This is a genomic window from Aeromicrobium sp. CF3.5, from assembly GCF_051262695.1.
In the GTDB taxonomy this organism is placed as follows: Bacteria; Actinomycetota; Actinomycetes; order Propionibacteriales; family Nocardioidaceae; genus Aeromicrobium.
In genome coordinates, this window is the sequence record NZ_JBIMEZ010000002.1 from 543,895 (window position 1) to 568,017 (window position 24,123).

The following is a 24,123-nucleotide window of genomic DNA, read 5'->3' on the forward strand; positions in this document are numbered from 1 at the left end:
GGAAATCCAGTCCGCGCACGACCACGTCACTCACGACCCACCACGCTCAGCGGGACGTGATGAGGCCCATGGCCTCGGCTCGGGTCGCCGGATCCCGCAGCTGCCCACGCACGGCGCTCGTGACGGTCTTGGCACCGCCCTTGCGGACGCCCCGCATGGCCATGCAGAGGTGCTCGGCCTCGAGCACCACGATCACGCCCCGCGGATGCAAGATGTCGACCAGCGCCTCGGCGATCTGCGTGGTGAGTCGTTCCTGCACCTGAGGTCGTCGGGCGTACACATCGACCAGACGGCCCAGCTTGGACAGGCCGGTGACCCGCCCGCCCTCGGCCGGGATGTACCCGACGTGCGCCACGCCGAAGAACGGCACCAGGTGGTGCTCGCACAGCGACCACAACTCGATGTCCTTGACCAGCACGAGCTCGGAATGGCCGACGTCGAACTCGGCGTTCAGCACGTCCGCGGGGCTCTGGTCCAGACCGGCCAGGAGCTCGTCGTAGGACTTCGCGACCCGCATGGGGGTGTCAAGCAGACCTTCGCGATCCGGGTCCTCCCCGACCGCGATCAGCAGCTCGCGGATCGCAGCCTCGGCACGTGGCAGGTCGACGCTCAAGGCTGGTCCCCCTCGGGGGTGCCAGTGCCGTGGACGTCGGGTCCGGCCGGAGGTGGTGCATCCGAGCCACTGTCGGGACCGATGACCATCGGCGTGCCGTTCTGGCCGTTGGAGCTGGAGTTGTTGCGGGCCGCGGCACCCACGACCGGAGGCACGGTCGACGGCATGCGGGTGTCCGAGCCAGTCCAGGCCGGTCGGATCTCGCGGCGACGCAGCGGTTCGAAGATGCGGGCGACCTCGGCCTTGTCGAGGGTCTCCTTGTCCATCAGCTCCAGCACCAGCGCGTCGAGCACATCGCGGTTGTCGGCCAGGATGTCGAAGGCCTCCTGGTGCGCGACGGTGATCAGCCGGTTGATCTCCTCGTCGACGATCGCGGCGACCGACTCGGAGTAGTTGCGCGTGTGTCCGAGGTCGCGGCCCAGGAAGGGCTGGCCCTCGGTCTCGCCCAGCTGGACGGCGCCGAGTCGTTCGGTCATGCCGTACTGCGTGACCATGGCGCGCGCGACGCTGGTGGCCTTTTCGATGTCGTTGCCCGCACCCGTGGTCGGGTCGTGGAACACCAGCTCCTCGGCTGCACGACCGCCGAGCATGTACGCCAGCTTGTCGAGCAGCTCGGCGCGGGTCTGGCTGTACTTGTCCTCGTCGGGCAGCACCATCGTGTAGCCCAAGGCGCGACCTCGCGGCATGATCGTGATCTTGTGCACCGGGTCGCTCTGGGGCAGCGCAGCCGCGACCAGCGCGTGGCCGCCCTCGTGGTACGCCGTGATGAGCCGTTCCTTCTCGTTCATCAGGCGGCTGCGGCGCTGCGGGCCGGACATGACCCGATCGATCGCCTCGTCCAGCGATGTATCGTCGATGACCTTCTCGCCGTTGCGCGCGGTCAGCAGCGCGGCCTCGTTCAGCACGTTGGCCAGGTCGGCGCCGCTGAATCCCGGGGTGCGACGACCGACGGCCTCCAGGTCGACGCCCGGCCCGATCGGCTTGCCGCGGGCGTGAACCTTGAGAATCTGGGTGCGGCCCGCCAGGTCGGGTGCGTCGACACCGATCTGGCGGTCGAAACGACCCGGGCGCAGCAGAGCGGGATCGAGGACGTCGGGGCGGTTGGTGGCGGCGATGAGGATGACGCCACCGCGGACGTCGAATCCGTCCATCTCGACCAGCAGCTGGTTGAGGGTCTGCTCGCGCTCGTCGTGGCCGCCTCCCATGCCGGTGCCGCGGTGCCGTCCGACGGCATCGATCTCGTCGATGAAGACAATGGCCGGCGCGTTTTCCTTGGCCTGTTCGAACAGGTCCCTCACCCGGCTGGCGCCGACGCCGACGAACATCTCGACGAAGTCAGAGCCCGAGATCGAGTAGAACGGCACGCCGGCCTCGCCAGCCACGGCGCGGGCCAGCAGCGTCTTGCCCGTACCGGGAGGGCCGTACAGCAGGACGCCCTTGGGGATCTTGGCGCCGACGGCCTGGAACTTGGCGGGCTCGGCGAGGAACTCCTTGATCTCGCCGAGCTCCTCGATGGCCTCGTCGCAGCCCGCGACATCGGCGAACGACGTCTGCGGAGTGTCCTTGGTCATCAGCTTCGCCTTGGACTTGGCGAACTTCATGACGCCGGCTCCTCCGCCCTGCATGCGGCTGAGGATGAACAAGAAGATGGCGATGAACAAGATGAACGGGATGATCGACAGCAGCACCCCGCCGAGCGTGGTGCCGGAGGCGACCTCGACGTTGAAGGACTTGATCTTCTTGTCCGCGAGGAGCGCCTCGGCGTCGTCGATCAGCGCCTCACCCTGACCCAGCAGGAATCGTGACTTCACCTCGGTGCCGTCCGCGAGCGTGGCGCGAATCTCCTGGTCACCGTCGACGAAGGTGACCTCGTCGACCTTGCCCTGATCGAGGTACCCGACCATGGTCGCGGTCTTGACCTCCTTGAAGCCATCAGCACCGGAGGACAGGTTGATGACGGTCAGCACCACGATGGCGATGACCACGATCCAGAGCCAGGGGCCCTTCACAAGACGTTTCATGTTCATGGGCGGGCGTGGATGAGGTCCACTCCTCCTTGTGCTGGTGGGGTTTCCGACGGTACAGGGTGGTTCATCACCCTGTGGGGGTCAGGAATAGACGTGCGGAGCGAGCGTGCCGATGCAGCGCAGGTTGCGATACTTCTCGGAGAAGTCGAGACCATAGCCGACGACGAACGCGTTGGGGATGTCGAAGCCGACGTACTTGACGTCGATCTCGGTCTGCACGGCATCGGGCTTGCGCAGCAGCGTGGCGATCTCGACCGAGGCCGGGCCGCGCGATCGCAGGTTGGTGATCAGCCACGACAGGGTCAGGCCGGTGTCGATGATGTCCTCGACGATCAGCACGTCGCGACCCGAGACGTCGGTGTCGAGATCCTTCAGGATGCGGACCACCCCGGACGACTTGGTGCCCGAGCCGTACGAGGACACCGCCATCCAGTCCATCTCGACGTGACGGTCCAAGCTGCGGGCCAGATCGGCCATCACCATCACCGCGCCGCGCAGCACACCGACCAGCAGAATGTCGCGGCCGGCGTAGTCGCGCTCGATCTCGGCGGCCAGCTCCTTGAGCCGCGCCAGGATCTCTTCCTCGGTGAAGAGGGTTTCATCCAGCACGAGGTCACCCTCGACGTGTCGTTGATCCACGCACTCAGCCTGCCACACGGGTCCGCGCCCGCATCCCTCGCAGGCGAGCCGAACTCGACGCGCCCGATCTCTCGCCTGCTCCCGTCACGGGCGAGCAGGCGTGGGGGTGAACTCGAGGCGGCCATCGACGCGGCGACAGCTGACGGCGCCGGGGAGCTCGACACGGGCCTGGCCGTGCCAGGCGGTGACCAGACGGTCGAGCTCGGCCACGTGGTGGGCGGAGAGCTCGTCAGGCCGGGCACCGGCGTCGAGTGCGGCCCGACGCAGCACCCGGGTGCGCAACGCAGGCGGCAGGTCGGCCAGGTCGGCGGCCACATCGGTGCGGATCGCAGCAGCGAGGTCGTCGAGGTGGTCGTTGTCGGCGCGCACCTGGTCCGCCGTGCGCGCCAGGGCTGCGGCTGCTCCACCGCCGAGCACGTCCTCGAGCAGTGGAAGCACCTCGGTGCGCAGTCGCGAGCGGCGGAAGGCCGGATCGGCGTTGTGCGGGTCGGTCCACCACCGCAGGTCGTGAGCCGTGCAGATGTGTTCTGTGTCTGCCCGCGACAACCGCAGGAAGGGCCGACGCAGCACTCCGCTGCGTGGTCGCATGCCGGCGATCGACCGGGGCCCCGATCCCCGCCCCAGTCCCAGCAGCACGGTCTCGGCCTGGTCGTCGCGGGTGTGCGCCAGCAGCACGGCGTCGGGACCTTCATGGGTCAATGCCTCCAGCCGGGCCGAGCGGGCCGCGGCCTCCGGCCCTCCCACCGTCCCGACGGCGACCGTCTCGATCCGCGCGCCCAGGCCGAGATCCTCGAGCTGCGCCACGGCACGAAGAGCGACACCGCGGGATCCGGGCTGCAACCCGTGATCGACGACGATGCCAGTGGCCTGGAGCCCAGCGGATCGGGCGACGAACTCGACGACGGCCGCGAGGGCCAACGAGTCAGCACCGCCGGAGACTCCGACGACCACGTGGCTGCCCGGAGCGAGATCGGCCAGCTCGGCACGAACCACCGAGCGTGCCGCGGCGACGACCGGATCGAGAGCACCGCCCATCGCTGGACCTACGACCTCAGGCGTGCACCCGGGAGACCCAGGTGGACGGCTCGAGGATCTCCGAGCGGGTGGGCAGATTCGCCGGCTCGGACCACACGGCGCTGAAGCCGTCCATGCCGACGGTGTCGATCGCGTGCCGCACGAAGATCGCACCGTCGCGGTACTGACGCATCTTGGCCTCGAGGCCGAGCAGGCGCCGGATCAGTCGATCGACACCACCCGATCCCTGGCGGCGCTGCGTGAACTTGCGCCGGATGTTCGCCACGGTGGGGATGACCTCGGGGCCGACATCGTCCATCACCACGTCCGCGTGGCCCTCCAGCAACGACATGACGCCGGTCATCTGGTCGACGATCTGCTGCTGCCGCTCGTTCTGGAACATCGAGGCCAGCGACGCCTCCGGATCGCCCTTGGCGACCTTGACGGCCTCGGACAGGGCGTGCTGCAGCATCTGCGACATGGCCTGGGAGTCGAGGTCGGTGGCGTCGACGAACTCATCGAGCAGGCTCCGCAGGTGTTCGCGCAGCCACGGCACGCCCGTGAACTGCACCCGGTGGGTCTCCTCGTGGAGGCAGACCCAGAGGCGGAAGTCGTGCGGGTCGACGTCCAGCTGACGCTCGACCGTGACGATGTTGGGGGCGACCAGCAACAGACGTCCGCCCTCACCGTGCGGACCGGTCCAGAACGGGTCGAACTGCCCCAGCACCTTGCTCGACATGAACGACATCAGGGCACCGAGCTCGGCGCCGCTGACCTTCTCGCCGATCGAGCGAGACAGGCCCGTCGGAGCCCGACCGGCCTCCACCAGCTTGGCGTTGACCGGATCCATCATCACCTGGAAGGTGGAGAGGTTGGCCTCGACCCAGCGCGGGCGGTCGACGACCACCACCGGCGAGGGAGCGCCCAGCGCGTGGGTCGCGTGCAGCCCGGTGAACTCGCGCACCGGCGCCTCGGAACGTTCGGCGCCGGCGCGCAGCTCGGCGACGGCCTCGGCGATCTCGGCGCCGGACAGGTCCGGTCCGGGTCGCGCGAGCCGGGTCGCGGTGGCCTGCGCCAGCTTCCAGTCGATCATGCGCCCACGGTACGGCGTACCGGCCCGACGACGTTCGGCACGATCACGTGCCGCACGAGCAGGAGGCGATCACGGCTGCCACGTCCTCGATCGCCTCCCGGGTCGCGGCGAAGCCGTCGCGAGGGGCGCGATCGGCCATGATCGCGAACGCCACAGGACGCCCGTCGGCGTCCAACGCATAGCCGGCGAGCGAGTGGATGCCGGTCAGCGTGCCGGTCTTGGCCCGCACCAGGCCCGCATCGTCGTCGTCGAAGCGGTCGTCGAGCGTGCCGCTGACTCCACTGAGCGGCAGATTGTCGACCGCCGCCGCGAGCCCGGGCGTGTCCAGCGCACTGCGCACTGCACCCACGAGCGTGGCGGGGCTGACCTGATTGCTGCGCGACAACCCGCTGCCATCGAATAGCTGCAGGCCCTCGGTGTCGACGCCCAGACGACTCAGCGACGTGGCGACCGCCTCGGCGCCGCCGGCGAACGTGGCGGGGTTGCCGGCCGCGATCGCGGTGTGACGCAGCATGACCTCGGCGGCCTCGTTGTCACTGCGCGCGATCAGCGTCTCGACGATCTGCGCGACCGTGGCGCTGCGCACCGCGCCGAGGGTCGTGGCACCGTCGGGCGCCTCGACCCGATCCACACCGTCGGCGACGTCGATGTCGCGGGACCTCAGCAGGTCGGCGAACTGCTCGGCTGCTGCCTCGGCAGGAGCACTGGTGCGCACGCCCCGGGAGATGCCGGTGTCGACCCACAGCGCGCTGATCGGCGTGACGATCTGGCCGGACACGTAGTCGGACTCCCACCCGGGGCTGGCCGACGGTCCGGTGAACAGGCCGTCATCGAACTCGACCGTCACCGCGTCGCGCCCGGCACGCTGCAGCGAGGCGGCCGTTCGATCTGCCAGCGTCACGAGGTCGGCGCGCTGGACCACCGAGGAGCTGCCGTCGCGCCGCGCGGTCAGGTAGGGATCTCCCCCACCGACCAGGACCACCCGGTCGTCGCCCCCGTCGACCACCGTCGTGGTGAAACGCGACTGTGGGGGCATCAGGTCCAGAGCAGCCACGGCGGTCAGCACCTTGGTGGTCGAGGCGGGCACGAGGATGCCGTCGCCGGCGCTGGCGATCCGATCACCAGGTTGCGTGCCCCCGGCCGCAAATCCGACCTGCCGGCCGAGCGCGTCGTCATCGAGCGCCGGTGCGACCGCCTCGAGCACGGCATCGGGGTCGACCGGTGTGAGGTCAGGCGCCGAGGAGACGGCGCGTGCGGCCGGAGTGGACTGCACGAGGCCGTCGGGAGCGGCAATGAACTCCGGCCCGCAGGGCCCGTCGCAGATGACGGAGTTGAGGCGGCCGTCCAGCCAGGCGAGTCGACCCACCACGGCGACGCCACCGAGGACCGCGACGGCGACGACCAGCACGAGGAGTCGACGAGCGGCCCTGCGCACCCTGCTCCCGCGCTGTCGCTTCATGTGCGCCAGACTATAGATCCCTTCACTGACATCTGTGTCCGTCGTCAGCTGGAGCACCAACCGGCCTCAGGAGGCAGACGTGATCTTCGACGTCACCGTGGAGATTCCCAAGGGTGAGCGGAACAAGTACGAGGTCGACCATTCCTCGCACCGCATCCGACTCGACCGCACCTTGTTCACCGCGACCCAGTACCCCGCGGACTACGGGTTCATCGACAACAGTCTCGGGATGGACAGCGATCCGCTCGACGCTCTCGTGCTCCTGCCGTCGCCCACGTTCCCCGGCTGCGTCATCACCTGCCGCACCATCGGCATGTTCCGCATGACCGACGAGGCCGGCGGCGACGACAAGGTCTTGTGCGTGCCCGCCACGGACCCGCGCCAGGAGCACCTGCGCGACATCCACCACGTGCCCGAGTTCGATCGTCTCGAGATCGAGCACTTCTTCACCGTCTACAAGGACCTGGAGCCCGGCAAGTCGGTCGAGGGATCCTCGTGGACCGGTCGGGTCGAGGCCGAGGCCGAGATCCAGGCGAGCTTCGACCGCTTCAAGGACAACGGCGGCTACTGACCACCTCCGGGGCCGTCCCCACGCGGGACTGGCCCCGGATCAGCACGTCCCAGGATCAGTTGCCCTGCGATCAGATGTCCTGCGGCTCCCGCAGGAGCGCACGCATGGCCTCGGCGAACACGGTGACGTCGACGTCGTGATCGATCGAGCGCAGGGCGCCGAGCCCGATGCCCATGCTGAGCAGTGCCGTGGCGGCGCGATCGGCCGGCATGGGAAGGCGCAGATCCTCGGCTGCGGAGACCTCGCGGATCAGGTGCTCGATGGCCGCTCGGATCTCGCGGTGCCGGGTGCGCAACGAGTCCGCCACCCAGGTGCTGTGGCGGGCGATCGCACCGAACTCGGTCTCCAGGGCGGTCCAGCGTGGCTGGCTCAAGCCGTCGCGTGCCCACAGGGCGAAGGCCTCGATGTGGTCCGAGAGTCCCCCCGGCCCTGAGAACACCTCGACCACGCCATTGATCTGATCGCCGTGGATCGCGTCGAGCACCGCCATGCACAACTCTTCCTTGCCGGCGAAGTTCGAGTACACGGCCCCCTTGGAGAACCCTGCGCGTACCGCCACCTTGTCCAGAGAGGTCGCGGCGTAACCGTCGTCGAGGAACATCGAGCGCGCGACGTCGATCAGCCTGCCCCGGGTCTGGGCCTGCCGCTGCGCTCGGGTCACTCGCTCGGGGACCACTGTTTCGTTCGTCATGTCTGGTTGCCTCCCCTTCGGATACCGATAGTATCTGAACGTGATCACCAAGGACATCATCATCATCGGCACCGGCTTCGCCGGCATGGGCATGGCCATGAAGCTGCGCGACTCCGGACGCGAGGACTTCGTCATCCTGGAGAAGGCCTCCGACGTCGGCGGCACGTGGCGCGACAACACGTATCCCGGGTGCGAGTGCGACATCCCCAGCCACATGTACTCCTTCTCCTACGAGCTGAAGACCGACTGGTCCAAGAGCTTCTCGGGCCAGGAGGAGATCTGGTCGTACATGCGCGAGGTGGCCGACGAGCAGGGAATCCGTCCGTACATCAGCTTCGGGGTCGAGGTCACCGGCGCGAGCTGGGACGACGACCGCCAGCGGTGGACGATCGAGACCGTCGGCGGCGAGACCTACGAGGCTCGCGTGGTCGTGGCCGGCGTGGGTGGCCTGCACATCCCCAACGTTCCCGAGATCGACGGCGCCGACAGCTTCGCCGGACCGGTGTTCCACTCCTCGCGGTGGGACCACTCGGTCGACCTGACCGGCAAGAAGGTCGTCGTGATCGGCACCGGCGCCAGCGCCATCCAGTTCGTGCCGATCATCGCCGAGCGGACCGGACATCTGACCTTGTTCCAGCGCACACCCCCGTGGGTCCTGCCCAAGAACGACAAGCCCGCCCCGCAGTGGCGCACGAACCTGTTCGAGAAGGTCCCGGTCGCACAGCGCGCGTACCGCAACGCGTTGTACTGGACCCTCGAGGCGCGCGCCATCGCCTTCAACGGCCACCTCAACGTGCTGCCGCTCGCCGAGAAGGTGGTCAAGCACCAGCTGGCCAAGCAGGTGCCCGACGCAGACCTGCGCGCCAAGCTGACCCCCGACTACCGCCTGGGGTGCAAGCGGGTGCTGCAGTCCAACACCTACTACCCCACGTTCATGCGCGACGACGTCACGCTGACCACCGAGGGCGTCTCTGAGATCGTCAGCGATGGCGTGATCGACAAGAACGGCGAGAAGGTCGAGGCCGATGTGATCATCTACGGTACCGGTTTCCACGTCATCGACGCGTTCGACTACCTCGACATCCGGGGGCGCGACGGCCTCGGTCTCGCCGAACAGTTCCGCGAGCACGGCACAGAGACCTACATGGGCATGATGATCAACCAGTTCCCCAACCTGGCCTTCATGCTCGGTCCCAACACCGCACTGGGTCACAACTCGGTGGTGTTCATGATTGAGCAGCAGACCAAGTTCATCATCAAGCTGATCGAGGAGATGGACGCTCGCGGCGCGGTCTCGGCCGAGCCCACGCTCCAGGCCCAGACCGACTTCAACACCGAGATCCAGCGCCTCGTCGAGAAGGGCATCTGGACCCAGGGCGGCTGCACCAGCTGGTATCTGGACAGCCACGGCAAGAACCGCACCATCTGGCCCAAGTTCACGTTCCAGTACTGGTGGGAGACCCGCAAGGTCAACGTCCCCGACTTCACCTGGACCGCGAAGGCCCGACAGAAGGTCGCGTAGTCCCCACGTGCCTCACTCGAGGCCGCGCACCAACCACGGACGAAACATCGCGGTGACGGTAGGCAGGACGTAGGCGACCATGACCGGCGTGAGCAGCAGACTCGTGACCAGCAGACGCAGCACCAGCTGGAGGTCGCCATAGCCCGGCACGAGGCCGAGCAGCACCGTCACCACGACGTTGACCGGGAAGAAGCCCAGCCACACCACGACCGCCTGCTTCCACCGAGGAGGGACCGGTTCGGCCGCTCGCACCTCCACGCGGTCGCCGTCGATCGCCTCACCGCTCGCTGAGCCGAACCAGCCCTCGATCCCCGTGCGCCGCTCGATGTTCGCCTCGCGAGCGAAGTCTGCTCCCGCATCGACCCACAGACGTCGCTCGTCACTGGACTCCCAGGCATGCAGGTTCGCCGCGGTGTCGAAGCGATAGAGCATGTGCCACGTGCGACTCCCGGGCTCGACCTGCACCCAGCCTGAACCCAGAAACCCTGCGTACGTCGTGGCCAGGTCGATGCCCTGACGGACCCAGCTCAGTGCATAGCGCCGCATCTCGGGGTCGACCCGGCGCTCGATGGCGACGGTGATGGGACCGGCCATGGCTTGATCGCCGTGCGTCACAGCGGGCCGACCGACAGCACCGTCACGACTGCCTCGCCCACCTCGTCGCTGGCAGCGAGGTCGACCGAGGCGCTGATGCCCCAGTCGCGGTCGCCCTCGGGATCCTCGAAGACCTGACGCACCGACCACGTCTCAGGACCCTCGGTGACCATGAACAACGACGGGCCACGGGCGCTCGGACCCGACCCGAGCACCTCGCGATCAGACGCTGGGTACTCCTCGCGGTAGACCGCCATCGCGTCCATCCACGCCTGGGCATCCCATCCGTCGTCCCCGTCCAGATCGCCCAACGCCGACCAGCGCCCGAAGGCGGCCAGCTCGACCCGGCGGAACATCGCATTGCGCACCAGCACTCGAAAGGCGCGCGGGTTGCCGGTGAGAGGTCGCGGCGGCGCACCGGACTCGGCTTTCGCGCGCACCTCGGCCGGGTCGGTGCCGGGTGTGATCAGCTTCTCCCACTCATCGAGCAGGCTGGAATCGGTTTGCCGGACCAGCTCCCCGAGCCACTCGGTGATGTCCTCGAGCTCTTCGTTGCGGGCGTCCTGCGGCACGGTTCGCAGCAAGGTCTTGTAGACGTCGGACAGGTAGCGCAGCACCATGCCTTCGGACCGCGCCAGCTGGTACTCCGAGATCACCTCGCTGAACGTCATGGCGCGCTCCCACATCTCGCGCACCACCGACTTGGGTCGCAGCTCGTGATCGGCGACCCAGGGATGACCGCCGCGATAGGTCTCGTACGCGGCCTCGAGCATGTCGCGCAGCGGCTGTGGATGCTCGACCTCCTCGAGCAGCTCCATGCGCTCCTCGTACTCGATGCCCTCGGCCTTCATCTCGCCGATCGCCTCGCCACGGGCGCGGTGCTGCTGCGCGCGGATGATGGGGCGCGGGTCGTCGAGGGTGGCCTCCACGATCGAGACGAGGTCGAGCGCGTAGGTCTCGGAGTCGAGATCGAGCAGGTCGAAGGCGGCGACCGCGAAGGGGGACAACGGTTGGTTGAGGGCGAAGTTGGCCTGCAGGTCGACCGTCAGACGCAGTGTGCGGCCGTCGGGGCCCGGTGGATCGACGGCCTCGACGACCTCGCCGGCCAGCAGGGCCTCGATGATGGCGTCGACCTCGGCGAGCAGGCGGTCCTGGCTCTCCTCGGTCTCGCCGCTCTCGCGGATCAGTCGGGTCAGAGCGGCCCGCGCGTCCCCGGACCGCTGCAGGACGTCGAGCACCATGGCGTGACTGACGCGCATGCGCGAGACCAGCGCCTCGGGTGTGCCGGTGGAGAGCTTGTCGAAGGTGCCCTGACCCCACGACACATATCCCTCGGGCGGCTTCTTGCGCTGGATCTTCTTGATCTTCTTGGGGTCGTCGCCTGCCTTGCGCACCAGGCGCGCGTTCTCGATCTCGTGCTCCGGCGCCTCGACGACCACGTGACCGATGGTGTCGAATCCGGCGCGTCCGGCCCTCCCCGCGATCTGCTGGAACTCGCGCACCTGCAGCTGACGCTGCCGGACGCCGTCGTACTTGGACAGCCCGCTGAACAAGACGGTGCGGATGGGCACGTTGATGCCGACGCCGAGGGTGTCGGTGCCGCACACGACCTTGAGCAGACCCTGCTGGGCCAGCTGCTCGACCAGACGGCGGTATCGCGGCAGCATGCCGGCGTGGTGCACGCCGACACCGGCTCGGACCAGGCGCGACAGCGTCTTGCCGAACGCCGAGGAGAACCGGAAGTCACCGATGTGGTCGGCGATGATGTCGCGCTCGGCGCGGGTGGCGATCTTGATGCTGGTCAGGGCCTGAGCGCGCTCGAGGGCCGACGCCTGGGTGAAGTGCACGACGTAGACGGGCGTCTGGCCGGTCTCGATCAGCTCCTCGAGGGTCTCGTGCACCGGCGTGGAGACGTACTCGTTGACCAGCGGAACGGGTCGCTCGGTGGTGCTGACCACCGTGGTGTCGCGCCCGGTGCGCCGCTCGAGATCGGCGACGAGCCGAGAGGTGTCACCGAGCGTGGCCGACATCAGCAGGAACTGGGCGTGCGGCAGCTCGATCAACGGCACCTGCCACGCCCACCCACGCTGGGGATCGGCGTAGTAGTGGAACTCGTCCATGATCACGAGGCCGACGTCGGCCGCATCGCCCTCGCGCAACGACAGATTGGCGAGGATCTCGGCCGTGGCCGCGATGATCGGCGCGTCAGCGTTGACCGCGGCGTCGCCGGTGACCATGCCGACGTTGTCGGCGCCGAAGATCTCGCAGAGGTCGAAGAACTTCTCGCTGACCAGCGCCTTGATCGGCGCGGTGTAGATGGTGCACTCACCGCGCGCCAGCGCCGCGGCCATCGCTGCGGTCGCCACCAGGCTCTTGCCCGATCCGGTCGGCGTGGCCAGCACGACGTTGGAGCCGGCGACGCACTCGAGGATCGCCTCGTCCTGGGCAGGGTAGAGCGTCAGACCGCGGTCCTCGACCCACGTGGCGATGGCCTCGTAGACGGTGTCCTCATCGACATCGGCACCTTCGGGGGGCAGCAGATCGACGAGTCTCACACCTCAGTGTCTCGCGTCGGTCCGACACCGTTCACATCGACTGCAGCAGGGCTATCGTCGCGGTCACGATCTGCCCCTGCACGTCCATGCGACTGGTGGTGGGCGCACCGTCACCGGCCTGCACGCCGTAGTCGCCGAAGTAGCGGTGCACACCTCCGTCGATCGCGACGTAGACGGTCGATTCGGGCAGATCAGGGCGACTCTTCTCGATGTCGTCGGGCGTGGCGAGCCCGTCCTGGGTTCCCGAGATGGACGTGACGGCGAGCGAGGTGTCGGCCAGCGAGTCCAGCGGGTACGACGCCCAGAGCACGAGACCGTCGATCTGGTCGAGGTGGTCGCCAGCGTAGGACGATGCTGCCACCCCGCCGAGGCTGTGCCCGCCCACGGCCCACGACGTCACGTCGGGGTGCGCATCCATGATGTCCGCCGGGGCGCCGATCGCGGTGAACCCGATCTCGAGCGGCTGCTTGATGATCGCGACCAGGACACCCGTGCGACTGACCTGCGTCAGCATCGGCACGTAGGCCCGCGGATCGACGCGGGCGCCGGGCTGGAAGACCAGCCCGCGTTCGGGTTCACGCTCGGTGGGCGTGAGGACGATCTGGGTCGTCGAGTCGTCGACCTGCACCGCTGGCGTGCCCGCCATCGCGTCGACGGCCTCGGGGGCAGCACCGAACGGCCTGAGATAGACCAACGCGCAGACGACCACCAACGTCGCGACCACGGCCAGTGATCGACCGAGCACGCGCACCTTCTGGCCGTGGCGCGGCCCGGCGGTGCGCCGCTTGATCCGCGCGTACCGCACCAGCAGCAACACTCCCACCAGAGCGACCACCCCGAGCGCGATGGCGTGCGCAGGGTGAAGAGCCAGCAGCACCAACCGACTGAGCACCGCGAGCAGGACGGCCGCGGCGAGCCAGCAGATGGCCAGCACCAGGGTCCACCGAGCGGCCGACTCGTTGGCACGTCTCGCCTTGGCCGAGATCCGCTTCGCCATCACGCCTGGACCTGCCACCGAGATGTGGCCAGCACCTGGCCAGTCGCCGCGTGCGTCACGCGCTGACGTGGCCGACCCATGGGCACATGGGATCACACCACCCGGTCAGCGCGTCACCGTCGTGCCCACCGGGTCAGGGGATTGCTCAGCGTGCCGGCGAACATCAGCGACTCGGACTGGTCGGCCAGGTCCACCATCGTCCGTGTGTTGCGCAGCTGCAGGCGGTTCAGGCAGGAGTGGGCGAAGGTCGGCGCGAACAGGTCGATGCGCTCGAAGGCCTCGGCCAGGTCCGGATGGTCGACCTGGTACTCGGTGATCGTGTCCGCGACCGCTCGCCAGAAGTCGCCGGACCCGAGCACGCCATCCTCGGCCAGGATCGCGGCGAGGAACCGCAGGAATCCGTCGACGACGTCGGTCAGGACGGGCAGCGACGCGGTGTGCGCCGGAACGCTGGCCCGCACCCGCTCGATCTCCTCGGGCAGCGACCGGTCGCCGATCACGGCGACCTCCTCCCCGATGTCCTTCATCAGCATCCGCACCGGCACGCCACCGTCGAGCACCATGATCAGGTTCTCGCCGTGCGGCATGAAGACGAGCTCATGGCGGTACAGGCAGTGCACGATCGGGCGCAGGTAGGACCGCAGGTACCGCCGGACCCAGTCGTCGGGATCGAGCCCGGAGTCAGCGATGTACCCACCGGTCAACGAGGCACCGTGCTGGTCGCGATGCAGCAGCGACGCCATGGTGGCGAGGTGCTCGCCGCCCTCCAGCCGTGGCAGCGGACTCTCGCGCCACAGTGCAGCCAGCATCTTGGTGTACGGCGAGGATCGGCCGATCCGGTGGTACGCGTCACCGGTGTAGCCGACCGCGGCGCGTTCGCGCAGCACCTCGAATCCTGACGACGTCAGCTCGGGATCGGCGTCGATCAGGTCGGCCACCCAGTCGTTGATCGCCGGCGTCGCCTCCATGTAGACCGGTGAGAGGCCGCGCATGAAGCCCATGTTCTGGATCGACAGCGACGTCTTGACGTAGTGCCGATCAGGATGGTCGAGGTTGAAGAAGGTGCGGATCGACTGCTGCGGCTGGTACCGGTCATCACTGCGTCCGAGGTACACCAGGTCGCGGCGGCCGAGATCGGCCGCGAAGGTGATGGCGATCTTGTGCTCCCACTGCCACGGGTGCACCGGGATCAGCAGATAGTCCGCCGGGTCGAGCGTCATCGATGCCAAGGTGCGGTCGAAGCGCTGTCGCGTGGCGGCGTCGATCTCGCCGGCGTAGAGGGCCGCCTCGTCGAGTCCCGCGCCAACGGCCAGATGACTCAGCGCACGGCGCGCCGCGACCCACACCACATGAAACGATGCACCCGCTTCTGGCGCGTACGTCACGTGGTCGGTGACCGAGAAGCCGATGCGGCCGTTGTTGGCCACGAACGCCGGGTGACCTTCGGTCATCGCGGCCTCGATGGTCTGGAAGTCGGCACGCACGAGGTCGGCGACGGTCGCCGAGTGGTGGGTGTGCTTCCAGGCCGATCCGGCGAGGGTGCTGCTGATCTCCTCCAGATAGGTGGGGAGCAGGTCGTCGGGGATGCCGAGGGGCTCCGCGTGCTCGACGATGAAGTCGAGCGCGTCGACCTCGACCTCCCGTCCGCCGACCTCGCGCGCGATCGACCACGGCTCGACGACCCAGTGCTCGAGCTCGTGCCGGTGAGCGTGGAAGCGGTACGTGACCCGACCGTCCGGTGACGTGATCTCGTGGTCGGCGCCCACCGGCTCCGGTCGCAGCAGGCGCTCGTGGGCGAACTCACCGATCGCCTTGGCCACCAGAAAGCGATGCGCGCGCAGCATCGGATCGGGCGCGAGATGTCGCACCGTCTCCGGGCCGTCGCGCTCGCTTCGCCCCAGCCGACTGGCCGCGAAGCCGGCGCGGGTGCACAGGCTGACGGCGGCGACCTTGTCGCTCAGCTGCGCGCGGCCGACCACGCGGAAGCCCGCCGACTCGTTCAGCGCCGAGATGCGCGCATTGCGCACATCGGGCTCGACCACGACGCGGTGACGCTCGGGGTCCTCCAGGCACAGCTCCATGACGGCACGGAAGACCACCGACGTGAAACCGGACCGCGGGTGGTCGGTCGGGGCCACCAGCACGTGCATGCCGATGTCGCCCGGACACCACGCGTAGGCACCGGCCAGCTCGCTGTGCTCCGGCTCGTAGGTCTCGACGAGGAACGCCGCCTCCCCGTCGACGCGTCCCAGATGGGCCTCGTGGTGGGGATCGGCCCCGATGTCGGCATAGGCCCGTCGGACCTCGTCGACGTCGGCGTCCTGCATGCCCCAGAACACCGAGCGGGGGTGGGTGATCCAGGCGTGCAGCACCGCACCATCTCGATCGATGTCGATCGGCTCGATGGTGATCCGCCCCATCGTGGAGTTGCGAGAGAACGGGGCTGGGGATGTCATGACCGCACCTCCGTCGTGGTGAGTGCACGGGCGAGATCGCTCGGGATGCCGAACTCCTGGAACGCGATGCGCTGCTCGACCGGATACACCTCGCGGCCCGCCAGCTGGTTGATGATGATCGAGTTGCGGTGCGCCCCCATCCCCAGGTCCGGCGCGGCCAGGCCGTGGGTGTGCTCCTCGGCGTTCTGCACGAAGATCTCGCAGTTCTCGTGATCGATCGTGTACGACGAGGCGACGTCATAGCGCCCCCGGTCGTCCCAGCGGATCCGGTCGGCCAGAGGTGCCAGGAAGGCAGGCACGTCGGCGCGGTAGCCCGTCGCCAGCACGAGCCCCTCCGTGCTCAGGGGCATCGACTCATCGAGCTCGGTGTGGCGCAGGTCGAGCGTGTACTGCCCGCCGAGCCCCCACCGTCCTCCGACCAGCTCGGTGCAGGTGAGCAGCCGCGTCGGCACCGGGCCGGCCACCTGCTTGCGGTACAGCGCGTCGTAGATGGCGTCGATCAGGTCCCCGCTGATCCCCTTGTAGAGAGACCGCTGCTCACGCAGCAGACGGTCGCGCTGCGCCGACGGAAGAGCGTGGAAGTGCCGCACGTACTCCGGTGACGTCATCTCCAACGTCAGCTTGGTGTACTCCATCGGGAAGAACCGCGGCGAGCGCGTCACCCAGTTCAGCCGGTAGCCGAAGGTGTCGATCTCCTCGAGCAGGTCGAGATAGACCTCTGCAGCGCTCTGACCACTGCCGATGATCGTGATCGACTCCTTCGTCTGCAGCGCGGCCTTGGCAGGCAGGTAGTCGGCGGTGTGCACCAGCGGTCCGCCGACGCCGTCCAGCACCGACGGAACGAACGGCTGGGTACCGGTGCCGAGCACCAGACGGCGGGCCCGATACGTCTCACTGACGCCAGACGGCCCGCTCGCAGTGATCACATAGGTGTGCTCATCGTGCTCGATCCGCTCGACGTGGCGCCCGAACTTCACGCCGCTCACCCTCGAGGCCGCCCACCGGCAGTAGGCGTCGTACTCGGCGCGCAACGGGTAGAAGTTCTCGCGGATGTAGAACGAGTACAACCGTCCGGTCTCCTTGAGGTGAGTCAGGAAGGAGAAGCGCGAGGCCGGATCGGCCATGGTCACCAGGTCGGCCATGAACGGCACCTGGAGCGTGGCGTCGGGAAGCATCATGCCGGGGTGCCAGCTGAAGTCCGCCTGGCTCTCGAGAAACACTCCGTCGAGGTCGTCGACGTCCTCGGTCAGGCAGGCCAGACCCAGGTTGAACGGCCCCAGGCCGATGGCGGCGAAGTCGTGGATCTTCATCAGCGCACCTGCTCGGTCGCGGGGATCTCCTCGAGCGCCTCGCGCCCGATGAGCCCGACGAGATCGAGCACGGCCGCCAGGTCGTCGGTCGTCGTCGCAGGATTGAGCATCGTGAGCTTCAGCCAGCTGCGTCCGCCGACCTTGGTGCCGGCGATCACGGCCGAACCGCTGCCGGCCACGATGCGCCTGATGGCGGGATTGATCTCGTCGGCCACGTCCTCACTCACCCCGTCCGGCCGGAACCGGAAGACCAGGGTGCTCAGGGTGGGTTCGGTGACGACCTCCAGGTCGGGGTCGCGCACCATCAGGTCGTACCCCAGGCGAGCCAGGTCGATCACCGCGTCGACGTAGGCGCCGATCGTCTCGGGCCCCATCGTCCGCAGCGTCACCCACAGCTTGAGTGCGTCGAACCGGCGCGTGGTCTGCAGGCTCTTGTCGACCTGGTTGGGATGAGCCGAGGATCGCGGATTGAGATAGTCGGCGTGATACGTCACGTGGCCGAGAGACTCGCCATCGCTGAAGAGGACGGCGCTGGAGCTGACCGGCTGGAAGAACGTTTTGTGGAAGTCGATGGTCACCGAGTCGGCGCGGTCGACACCGGCCAGCAGGTGACGTCGGCTGGACACGATCAGTCCGCCCCCATAGGCGGCATCGACATGCATCCACACCGCGTGGTCTGCGCAGACCCCGGCGATCGCCTCGAGCGGATCGATGCTGCCGAAGTCCGTGGTGCCTGCCGTGGCGACCACTGCCATCGGGAGGAGTCCCTCGAGACGGGCCTCGTGCAGGGCGAGGTCGAGCGCCCCGACGTTCATGCGGCGCCGGCCGTCAGTGGCGACGGTCACGACCGCGTCCGTGCCGAGCCCGAGGATGTTGGCCGACTTCTGCACGCTGAAGTGGCTGTCCGTGGAGGCGAAGATCCGCATCCTGGAGACGGTGGAGGCCAGGGGTTCGCCGGGATCGGCACCTCCTGACACGCACGCCCGACCACGCGCCACCAGCAGGGCCTGCAGATTCGACTGGGTGCCGCCACTGGTGAAGACACCGTCGGCGCCGGCCCCGAATCCGAGACGACCGGCGGTCCAGTCGATCAGCCGCCGCTCGATCTGCGTACCGCCCGCACTCTGGTCCCAGGTGTCAAGCGAGGAGTTCACCGAGGAGACCAGCACCTCGGCGACGAGCGCAGGGATGACCACCGGACAGTTCAGATGGGCCAGGTAGCGCGGCTCGTGGAACCACACCGCGTCATCGAGGTACAGCCGGCCCACTTCGTCCAGGGCCGCGTCGAGATCGCCGACCGGATGATCGAGGTCGACCTCGTCGACCCGCGCGACGACCTCGCTGACCGCCGGAGCCGTCCACGGACCCGCGATCGTGGGCAGATGATTGGCGATCGCCGAGACGCCGCGTGCCATGTGGTCGCGATAGCGGTCCGCGGTGGCCGCGCTGAACAGGTGCTCGTGCATGATGAATCCTTCCCCGATGACTTAGGACAGCCTTACCTTATGCGCTGGAGTGGACGATGCAACTCACAGAGAGATGGGTCACAGACGCACTAAGCAAGCGCTTAGGCCTGCGGTAGGGTCCTGCTCATGAAGGCCATCCAGATCACGTCCCTCGACGGTCCCGAAGCAGTCGAGCTCCTCGACGTCAGCGAGCCCACGCCCTCGGACAACCAGGTGCTCATTGCCGTCAAGGCCGCAGGCGTCGCATTCCCCGAGGTGCTGCAGAGCCGCGGGGAGTACCAGATGAAGCCGGACCTGCCGTTCACCCCCGGTGCCGAGATCGCCGGAGAGGTCATCAGCGCACCCGACGGGTCGGGGTTCGCACCCGGCGACCGCGTGGCCGCCCTGTGCCTGCTGGGTGGGTTCGCCGAGCAGGCCGTCGCGCCACTGGACACCACGTTCGCTCTGCCCGACGCCGTCTCCTACGAGCAGGGCGCATCGATCATCTTCAACTACGGCACCGCCTACTTCGCACTGGTCGAGCGCGGACACCTGCAGCCGGGTGAGTCCGTGCTGGTGCACGGCGCGGCGGGCGGCATCGGCACTGCATCCATCCAGGTGGCCAAGGCCTTCGGCGCCGGCCGGGTCGTCGCCGTCACCTCCTCGGACGAGAAGGGCCGGATCGCCCTCGATGCCGGTGCGGACGAGTACGTGCTCGCCGAAGGCTTCAAGGACGGCGTGACGGCGAACGGCAAAGTCGACCTCGTCGTGGACCCCGTCGGCGGCGACCGTTTCACCGACTCACTACGCTGCCTGGCCGAGGACGGCCGCCTGCTGGTCATCGGCTTCACCGCCGGCGACATCCCCACCGTCAAGGTCAACCGCCTGCTGCTCAACAACGTGTCGGTCGTCGGGGTCGGCTGGGGCGCGTACGTGCTCAGCAAGCCCGGTCACATCGCCACCGAGTGGGCGGCGATGGAGCCACACCTGGCCAGCGGAGCCCTCGCTCCGGTCGTGGGTCCGACCTTCGGTCTCGACCAGGCCGCAGAAGCGTTGCTGACGCTGGACCAGCGGCGCGCGACCGGCAAGGTCCTGCTGGTTCCGTAGTCCAGCTTCGGAGGCATGTCAGAGGGGGCTGATTGCATCGGTGCTCCACTGACCTCCGAGGAGCATTATGAGTCAATCGACCTTCCAGCGGGCCGTAGGAGCTGCCGCACCAGGCATCGTCTTCTCGAACGATCGGCGACCCATTCCCCCACCCGCCGGACACACAACCGTCCAGTTTCATCTCTCACCCCGAGAGGGCGGTGTTCGACTGAGCATCACGCTGGGTGATGAGCCACCACTCCTGCTCGACCTGGCGAGCGAGGAACAGGCAGCAACAGCCGTGGGCAGGCTCTTCGCCCTGGCCGCCGAGATCGAGGACGAGGACGTCACATGACGTGGGAGCGAACCCACGCGACCGAGCACCGCATCCTTGTTCGGCCGCCTGACATGCGACGACATCACTCCCGCGCCCGTAGTCTCAGGCTGTGACTTTCGAAGGCTTTCCCGAGGCCGCTCTCGACTTCTACGACGATCTCGAGGTCGACAACACCAAGGCGTTCTGGGAGGAGCACCGCGAGGTGCACGCCACGGCGGTCAAGGCTCCCATGACCGCGCTCACCGCGGCGCTCGCCGACGAGTTCGGCGAGGCGAAGATCTACCGGCCTTACCGCGACGTGCGGTTCAGCAAGGACAAGACGCCGCTCAAGACGCACCAGGGCGCGCTCGTGGCCACCGGCCCGGCGCTCGGGTACTACGTGCAGGTCGGCGCACCCGGCGTGAGCGTCGGGGTCGGTTTCTACCACGCAGAGCCCGGTCGACTGGCGGCCTTCCGCGATGCGATCGTGCACGACCGACACGGTCCCGAGCTCGAGCACCTGGTCAGCGACCTGGAGTCCGCCGGCTGGGAGCGCGGGGGCGAGCGCCTCAAGACGTCGCCGCGCGGCTACGACGCCGACCACCCGCGCATCGACCTGCTGCGGCACAAGTCGCTGAGCCTCACCCGCTCGTACGGCTTCGAGCCGTTCATCCACACCCCCGAACTGCTCGACCGGGTTCGGGGCGACTGGCGAGCCGGCACACCCCTCCTCGACTGGCTCGCGGTCCACACCCATCAGTCGTGAGCCGGGGACGCGGGAACCGCGAGCCCCGCGTGCTTCAGTGGAGGCATGGATGGCCAGGCGAAGATGTTCGTGATCAGCCTCGCGGGGCTGGCCGTGTCGGGGGCACTGCTCATTCTGCTCATCCCGTCGCTGCTCGAGTCGCCCGGCAGCCGATAGCGGCCTGCTCGCTACGGTGAGCGCATGTCGACTCCGGAGTTCTGGCGCGCGGTCGAGGCGGTGCACTCACCGGTGTACTTCGACTCCGACGTCACCCAGCGCCTGACCGATCTGGGCCTCAGAGGCTTCTGGATGAGCTACTTCGCCTCGCGCGCGGCGGCTCTCGGCACACCGGGTCCCGAGCTCGTCACGGCCACGTTCCACGGATTCGCGCCCGATCGCGTCGCCCGCGCCCTGCCCGAGGCCTGGGCCCTCGCCTCTCGGGAGGACGTCCTCGCTGCCCGTCTCGATGGTGCGCGCGCGGCACTCACCCCGGCTGTCGACGACCTCGACCTGACCTCCGTCAACGGCCACCTGACCGAGATCGTGCGGCGCGCGACCCTCGCTGGTCGCCCCCTCGCGGCGGCCCATGCCGCACTGCCCGCGCCCGACGACCCGGTCGGTCGCCTGTGGCACTTCGCCACGGTGCTGCGCGAGTATCACGGCGACGCCCACGTGGCGGTGCTCACCGCCTCCGGCATCGATGGCGCGACAGCCAACGCGCTCGCCGTCGCAGCCGGACTCGTGCCGGCCGACCAGCAGGAGGCCCGCGGCTGGGACGACCGGGCGTGGGACGACGCCTACGAGCAGCTGCACATGCGCGGCTGGGTCGACGAGTCGCGACAGATCACGCCGGATGGCACGTCGGCTCGCGCTCGTATCGAGGAGACCACCCACCGGGTGGCCAACTCCGGCATCGGTGATCGTGAGGCGACGGCTCGCGCGATCAGCGCGACGCCCACGCTGGTGACGATCGCCCGCGCGATCGAGGCGTCCGGGGCGATCCCGTACCCGAATCCGACCGCTGTGCCTCAGCCGTAGGTGGCGGCCCTGCGGCCTGCAGTGATGCCACACTGGTTCTCATGAGCGTTCTGCGTCGATCCTTCTGGCGGTCCGTCGAGACCATCCACCACGTCGTGTACTTCGAGTCCGGCGGCAAGGAGCGCTACGAGGCGATCGGCCTCAAGGGACAGTGGATGGGCTACTTCGCCTCGCGCGCGATCCCGCTGGGTCGCCCCGGCCCCGAGGTCGTCATCGCCACCTTCCACGGATTCGCCCCCGGCCGGGTGCATCGCGCGATCCCGGCCGCCTGGGAGCTCGCCGACCGCGACGCCATCATGGCTGCCCGCTTCGACCAGGGTCGCGACGTGATCCGTCCCGGGGTCGAGGCCTCGGGCGTCGACATCGCACCCGTCGCGCAGGTCCTGCTCGAGGCGTTGCCGACACTCGACCTCGCGGCCCGACCGCTCGCGGCCGGCAACGTCGGACTTTCGGTACCCGATGACGACCTCGGTCGCCTGTGGCACGGCGCGACCGCGCTGCGCGAGTACCGCGGCGACTCACACCTGGCCGTGCTCGCCACCGAGGGCCTCGGGGGCGTCGAGGCCAATGTGCTGATGGTCGCGGCCGGCCTGACGTTCACGCACCAGCAGGCGATACGCGGCTGGACCGACGAGGAGTGGGCCGACGGTAGAGACCGCCTGCGCGAGCGCGGCTGGCTCGACGCCGACGGCGCCATCACCGAGGCTGGCGGCGCTGCCCGCGCCGCCATCGAGGACGCCACCGATCGCGCCACCCTTGCCGGAATCCCCGGCTCCACCCAGCAGTCACTCGCCGAGGTCGCCGACGACCTGATGGCCATCTCCAAGGCCATCGTGGCCAGCGGCGCAGAGCCGACGCACGGCTGAGACACATGGTCCCCGCCCCCCACTTCTGTAGCGGTAGGCAGGTATCCGGGGTCCGTTTGCCTGCCTACCGCTACAAAAGTTGGGGGTGACGTCTCATGGCGACCGACCACGGCACGCCCGTCGAGATCGAGGTCGACGACAAGGTCGTGCGCGTCAGCAGCCCCGAACGGGTCTACTTCCCCGCGCACGGGTGGACCAAGCTCGACCTCGTCGAGTACTACCTGGCCGTCGGGCCCGGCATCGTCACTGCACTGCATGAGCGACCGTGCATGCTGCACCGCTTCCCGAAGGGTGTCGACGGGTCCAAGGTGCACCAGAAGAAGGTGCCCGCGGGCGCACCGCCGTGGCTCGAGACGGTGCCGATCCACTTCCCGAAGTACGACCGCATGGTCGACGAGGTCTGTGTGACCGAGCTGGCGAGCGTGGTCTGGGCGGTGCAGATGTCCACCGTCGAGTTCCATCCGTGGAACAGCCGTCGAGCCGACGTCGAGAAGCCCGACGAGTGGCGCATCGATCTCGACCCGGGCGACGACTGCGACTTCGCCACCGTCCAGCGGGTCGCCGCCGTGGCCCACGAGGTGCTCGACGAGCTGGGGGCGATCGGCTTCCCCAAGACGTCGGGCGGCTCAGGACTGCACGTCTACGTGCGCGTCGCCCCTGATCACGAGTTCGCCGACGTCCGGCGAGCCGCGCTCGCGTTCGCTCGCGAGGTCGAACGCCGCACCGATGACGTCACGACCGCGTGGTGGCGCAAGGATCGCGATCCCAGCCAGGTGTTCATCGACTACAACCAGAACGCCCGCGACCACACCATCGCCGCCGCCTACTCGGTGCGCGGCACCGCCGATGGCCTGGTCTCGACACCCCTCACCTGGGACGAGGTGCCCGACGTCGATCCGCACGACTTCACCCTCGCCACCGTCCCGCCGCGCTTCGCCGCGCTCGGCGATCTCCACGCGGGCCTGGACGACACCTGCTTCGACCTCGCGCCGCTGCTGGAGTGGGCCGGCCGCGACGGAGACGCCTGACCTCACCCAGGACGCGCACAGGGGCCAGCACGGCCGGCAGATCGTCGGCCTGCCGTCT

The 24,123-nt window shown here is 68.5% G+C and carries 21 protein-coding genes; 8 read left to right on the forward strand and 13 right to left on the reverse strand.

Annotation, left to right across the window (positions count from 1 at the left end; translation table 11 throughout):
• Positions 1-46 precede the first annotated feature (46 nt).
• The 6 genes from folE to dacB all read right to left on the reverse strand — a co-directional run bounded on the left by folE (position 47) and on the right by dacB (position 6,845).
• Positions 47-613, reverse strand: coding sequence for a GTP cyclohydrolase I FolE (gene folE / locus ACHAA3_RS06305; protein WP_435708095.1), 567 nt, complete (start codon positions 611-613; stop codon positions 47-49).
• Positions 610-2,634, reverse strand: a complete 2,025-nt coding sequence (ftsH, locus tag ACHAA3_RS06310; protein ID WP_435708096.1) for an ATP-dependent zinc metalloprotease FtsH — start codon at positions 2,632-2,634, stop codon at positions 610-612. Before ftsH ends, folE begins: the two co-directional genes overlap by 4 nt.
• 87 nt (positions 2,635-2,721) lie before the next feature.
• On the reverse strand, positions 2,722-3,279 hold the full coding sequence (hpt, locus tag ACHAA3_RS06315; protein ID WP_435708098.1) for a hypoxanthine phosphoribosyltransferase: 558 nt from the start codon (positions 3,277-3,279) through the stop codon (positions 2,722-2,724).
• An 84-nt stretch (positions 3,280-3,363) separates the two neighbouring features.
• Positions 3,364-4,314, reverse strand: a complete 951-nt coding sequence (gene tilS / locus ACHAA3_RS06320; RefSeq protein WP_435708099.1) for a tRNA lysidine(34) synthetase TilS — start codon at positions 4,312-4,314, stop codon at positions 3,364-3,366.
• Positions 4,315-4,330: 16 nt separating this feature from the next.
• A complete protein-coding gene (locus ACHAA3_RS06325) occupies positions 4,331-5,386 on the reverse strand; it encodes a zinc-dependent metalloprotease (RefSeq protein ID WP_435708100.1) in 1,056 nt (351 codons plus the stop codon).
• Positions 5,387-5,429: 43 nt separating this feature from the next.
• Positions 5,430-6,845 (reverse strand): D-alanyl-D-alanine carboxypeptidase/D-alanyl-D-alanine endopeptidase, encoded by a 1,416-nt coding sequence (dacB, locus tag ACHAA3_RS06330; RefSeq protein ID WP_435708101.1) that lies wholly within the window; start codon positions 6,843-6,845, stop codon positions 5,430-5,432.
• A 34-nt stretch (positions 6,846-6,879) separates the two neighbouring features.
• Here dacB and ACHAA3_RS06335 point away from each other — a divergent pair, with 34 nt between their 5' ends.
• Entirely contained in the window at positions 6,880-7,416 is a 537-nt protein-coding gene (locus ACHAA3_RS06335) for an inorganic diphosphatase (RefSeq protein ID WP_435708102.1), read from the forward strand.
• Between the two features lie 70 nt (positions 7,417-7,486).
• On the opposite strand, the gene ACHAA3_RS06340 is transcribed toward ACHAA3_RS06335, so the two are convergent.
• Complete coding sequence (locus tag ACHAA3_RS06340) at positions 7,487-8,107, reverse strand: TetR/AcrR family transcriptional regulator (RefSeq protein WP_435708103.1); 621 nt, start codon at positions 8,105-8,107, stop codon at positions 7,487-7,489.
• 40 nt (positions 8,108-8,147) lie between these two features.
• Between ACHAA3_RS06340 and ACHAA3_RS06345 the strand changes: the two genes are divergently transcribed.
• A complete protein-coding gene (locus ACHAA3_RS06345; RefSeq protein ID WP_435708104.1) occupies positions 8,148-9,629 on the forward strand; it encodes a flavin-containing monooxygenase in 1,482 nt (493 codons plus the stop codon).
• Positions 9,630-9,641: 12 nt separating this feature from the next.
• On the opposite strand, the gene ACHAA3_RS06350 is transcribed toward ACHAA3_RS06345, so the two are convergent.
• The 6 genes from ACHAA3_RS06350 to ACHAA3_RS06375 form a co-directional block, all read right to left on the reverse strand.
• Complete coding sequence (locus ACHAA3_RS06350; RefSeq protein WP_435708105.1) at positions 9,642-10,223, reverse strand: antibiotic biosynthesis monooxygenase; 582 nt, start codon at positions 10,221-10,223, stop codon at positions 9,642-9,644.
• Between the two features lie 17 nt (positions 10,224-10,240).
• Positions 10,241-12,778: a DEAD/DEAH box helicase gene (locus tag ACHAA3_RS06355; RefSeq protein ID WP_435708106.1), complete on the reverse strand. Its 2,538-nt coding sequence runs from the start codon at positions 12,776-12,778 to the stop codon at positions 10,241-10,243.
• A 31-nt stretch (positions 12,779-12,809) separates the two neighbouring features.
• Positions 12,810-13,775, reverse strand: a complete 966-nt coding sequence (locus ACHAA3_RS06360) for an alpha/beta hydrolase (RefSeq protein WP_435708226.1) — start codon at positions 13,773-13,775, stop codon at positions 12,810-12,812.
• A 113-nt stretch (positions 13,776-13,888) separates the two neighbouring features.
• Positions 13,889-16,231: a GNAT family N-acetyltransferase gene (locus tag ACHAA3_RS06365; protein ID WP_435708107.1), complete on the reverse strand. Its 2,343-nt coding sequence runs from the start codon at positions 16,229-16,231 to the stop codon at positions 13,889-13,891.
• Positions 16,228-17,541, reverse strand: a complete 1,314-nt coding sequence (locus ACHAA3_RS06370; protein ID WP_435708108.1) for a lysine N(6)-hydroxylase/L-ornithine N(5)-oxygenase family protein — start codon at positions 17,539-17,541, stop codon at positions 16,228-16,230. The genes ACHAA3_RS06365 and ACHAA3_RS06370 overlap by 4 nt, the downstream gene beginning before the upstream one ends.
• On the reverse strand, positions 17,541-19,007 hold the full coding sequence (locus ACHAA3_RS06375) for a pyridoxal phosphate-dependent decarboxylase family protein (RefSeq protein WP_435708109.1): 1,467 nt from the start codon (positions 19,005-19,007) through the stop codon (positions 17,541-17,543). Before ACHAA3_RS06375 ends, ACHAA3_RS06370 begins: the two co-directional genes overlap by 1 nt.
• 126 nt (positions 19,008-19,133) lie before the next feature.
• Between ACHAA3_RS06375 and ACHAA3_RS06380 the strand changes: the two genes are divergently transcribed.
• The 6 genes from ACHAA3_RS06380 (at position 19,134) to ligD (ending at position 24,065) form a co-directional block, all read left to right on the forward strand.
• On the forward strand, positions 19,134-20,093 hold the full coding sequence (locus ACHAA3_RS06380) for an NADPH:quinone oxidoreductase family protein (RefSeq protein WP_435708110.1): 960 nt from the start codon (positions 19,134-19,136) through the stop codon (positions 20,091-20,093).
• Positions 20,094-20,160: 67 nt separating this feature from the next.
• Entirely contained in the window at positions 20,161-20,427 is a 267-nt protein-coding gene (locus ACHAA3_RS06385) for a hypothetical protein (RefSeq protein ID WP_435708111.1), read from the forward strand.
• Positions 20,428-20,518: 91 nt separating this feature from the next.
• The gene (locus tag ACHAA3_RS06390; protein ID WP_435708112.1) at positions 20,519-21,154 is read left to right on the forward strand and encodes a DUF2461 domain-containing protein; all 636 of its coding nucleotides are present in this window, start codon (positions 20,519-20,521) and stop codon (positions 21,152-21,154) included.
• A 180-nt stretch (positions 21,155-21,334) separates the two neighbouring features.
• On the forward strand, positions 21,335-22,171 hold the full coding sequence (locus tag ACHAA3_RS06395) for an SCO6745 family protein (protein ID WP_435708113.1): 837 nt from the start codon (positions 21,335-21,337) through the stop codon (positions 22,169-22,171).
• A gap of 41 nt (positions 22,172-22,212) precedes the next feature.
• Complete coding sequence (locus tag ACHAA3_RS06400) at positions 22,213-23,037, forward strand: SCO6745 family protein (RefSeq protein ID WP_435708114.1); 825 nt, start codon at positions 22,213-22,215, stop codon at positions 23,035-23,037.
• Between the two features lie 95 nt (positions 23,038-23,132).
• Entirely contained in the window at positions 23,133-24,065 is a 933-nt protein-coding gene (gene ligD, locus ACHAA3_RS06405) for a non-homologous end-joining DNA ligase (protein WP_435708115.1), read from the forward strand.
• Positions 24,066-24,123: the final 58 nt, after the last annotated feature.